This window comes from Deltaproteobacteria bacterium, assembly GCA_003696105.1.
Lineage (GTDB): Bacteria > Myxococcota_A > Polyangia > Haliangiales > J016 > J016.
Genome location: RFGE01000157.1, coordinates 1 through 2,848 on the forward strand (window position 1 = coordinate 1; position 2,848 = coordinate 2,848).

The following is a 2,848-nucleotide window of genomic DNA, read 5'->3' on the forward strand; positions in this document are numbered from 1 at the left end:
AGCCGGTCGGTCCACAGGAGCGCCTCCTCGATCGTGCGCGGCGCCGCTTCGCGCGCGCACAAGATCTCCGAGGGCTCGGCATCCGCGACGGTGGCGAGAAAATCGGGTGTGTAGAGGCGCGCGCGCAGCTCCGGATCGAGTTGCCGGCGCAGGTGGAGGAGCGCGGCGGCCGGTTCGACGTGCGAGAGCGTCTCGAGGATGCGACGCAAGCGGGGCCAGCGCGGAGACCGGCGCACGGACTCGGGCAACCGATCGAGTGCGACGCGAGCGATGGCCGCGCGGGCGCGCGACAGCTGCCCCAGCTTCATCAGCCAGAAAGCGAGCACGTGATGCTGGTATCCACCGAACAGCTCGTCGCCGCCGTCGCCCGTGAGTACGGCGGTGACGTGACGCCGGGCCGCGCGCGCCAGGTGAACGACCGGGAGCGCGGCCGGGTCCGAGAACGGCTCGTCGAACAGCCGGGCCAGCTCGCCTGGGTCGGCGGCCTGGGGCGACAGGACGACCTCCTCGAGCGCGACCCGGTGGTGCCGCGCGACGCGACGCGCGTGGGGAAGCTCGCTGTATGGCGCCTCGCGATAGCCCACGGCGAAGGCACGCAGGCCCTGGGCCGCGGAGGCGGCGCGCCCGAGAACGAGGGTCGAGTCGATGCCGCCCGACAGGTAGAGACCGACCGGCACGTCGGCGACGAGTTGCTCGGCGACCGCGGCGCGAAGCCGCGCGCCGGTCTCCTCGACCATCGCGTCCAGGCGGCCGCGCGACGCCGGCCGCGCGCGCAGCGACCAGTACTGGCGCAGCCGCGTCCGGCCGCCAGCGTCACGAATCAGAATCGTCGCGGGTGGCAGGCGCCGGATCGCGCGGTAACAGGTGAACGGGGACGGCACGAACTGCAGCGACAGAAACAGGTCCACGCCCCGCGGGTCGATGTCACGCGGGATTCCCGCGGCGAGGAGCGCCTTGATCTCCGACGCGAACAGAAGCGCGCCGTTTTGCTCAGCGTAAAATAGCGGCTTTTGCCCGAAGTGGTCGCGGGCGAGGAGCAGCCGGCGCTCGCGCGCGTCCCACAGCGCGAACGCGAACATGCCGCGCAACCTGGAGACCATCTCATCGCCGGCCTCCTCGTAGAGGTGGACGAGCACCTCGGAGTCCGTCCGCGAGCGAAATCGATGCCCCCGACCCTCGAGGTCGGCGCGAAGCTCCGCGAAGTTGTAGATTTCCCCGTTGAAGACCACGTGCACGCGCCCGTCCTCGTTGGACATCGGCTGGCGCCCCGCGGGGGACAGGTCGAGCAGCGCCAGCCGCCGGTGGCCGAGGCTGCAGTCGGCGTCGTGCCAGAGGCCCGCGTCGTCCGGCCCGCGGTGCGCGATCGCCTCCGCCATCCGTTCGACCCGTGCCTCGCGGTCGGGCCAAGTACCGGCGATACCCGCGATGCCGCACATCAGATCGCCCGTCGGCCGCGCAGACTACACGCGCAACGGTCCAGCGGCGCCAGGCTCATCCTGCCCGCGCGGCGTCGCGCCGATCGCCCTCGACGAGAAAGTTCCCGATCGCGAGCGCCTCCAGGTTGCCCTCGCGGAAGGCGCGGATGGCGTCCTCGGGCGTGCACACGATCGGCTCCTCGTGCATGTTGAAGCTCGTGTTGATGAGCGTCGGGATGCCGGTCCGCTCGTGGTACAGCCGCAGCACCTTGTAGACCGACGGATTGGTCGACTCGTCCACGAGCTGCGGCCTCGCCGTTCCGTCGACGTGGACCGCGGCCGGCGACTGCTTGCGCATCTGCTGCGAGCAGTTCGTCGTGATCGTCATGAAGCGGGCGGCGTGGTCCATGCCGGCGACGTTGTCGTAGAGCGCGTCGGCGTGCTCGCGCAGCGAGATCGGCGCAAACGGCATGAACTCGGTGCGCCCGAGGCGCTCGTTGAGCCACTTGTTGACGGCCGGGTCCACCGCCGGGTAGAGGATGGAGCGGTTTCCGAGCGCGCGCGGGCCGAACTCCATGCGGCCGTCGAACCGGGCGACGACGCGATTTTGTAGCAGGAGGTCGACGACGTCGCGCTCGATATCCTTCGAACGCCGGTACCGCAGCCCCGAGGCGTCGAGCGCCTGCTCGATGGCGCGATCGTCGAAGGAGGGCCCCAGGTACATGTCCCGGACCGGGCGCGGCGCCAGTCCGCGGAGATCGGCGTAGAGCGCCAGGGCCGCTCCGGCGCCGACACCGCCGTCGCCCATGTTCGGGAAGATGAAGACCGACTCCACCTCCGGGATCTCGAGGACCCGCTGGTTCATCTTGACGTTGGCGAACACGCCGCCGGCACAGGCCACGTGCTTGACGCCCGTGCGGCGCACCCAGCGCGCGATGTACAGGGTGGCGACGTCTTCGAGGACCCGCTGGTAGGCGGCGGCGACGTCGGCCGGCTCATTGTCCTCGACGAGCCGCCGCTCGAACCAGGGATCTTGCGCGGACTTGAAGCGGTAGTAGTCGGGGTGTTCGAGATCGAACCGCGCGCGCACGGTGGCGTACAGCTTGTCGGGGTCGCCGTAGGCCGCGAGCCCGACGATCTTACCCTCGTGACGGTTCGGCTTGAAACCGAGCGCCTGGGTGACGCGCCGGTAGAAGGTGCCGAGCGAGTGCGGGTAGGGGATCGGTGCGAGCAAGCGCAGCCGGCCCCCTTCGCCCAAGTAGAAGGAGCCCGATTGCCCGCTGCCATACCCATCGAGGGAGACGACCAGGCACCGGTCGAACCCCGAGCAGTAGTACGCGCTCGCCACGTGGGCGCGGTGGTGGTCGACGTAGACGAGGCGATCGGCCAGGCCCCACTCCGCGAGTGTGGCGCGAAGCCGCCGCTCCGTGCCG

Annotated in this window: 2 protein-coding genes; both read right to left on the reverse strand. The window is 70.5% G+C overall.

The window, feature by feature from the left end:
• The coding region (gene asnB / locus D6689_10630; GenBank protein ID RMH41614.1) for an asparagine synthase (glutamine-hydrolyzing) at window positions 1-1,436 on the reverse strand (1,436 nt) is incomplete at its 3' end.
• Window positions 1,437-1,491: 55 nt separating this feature from the next.
• Window positions 1,492-2,848, reverse strand: a 1,357-nt coding sequence (locus tag D6689_10635) for a carbamoyltransferase (GenBank protein ID RMH41615.1), incomplete at its 5' end; no start/stop codon positions are given.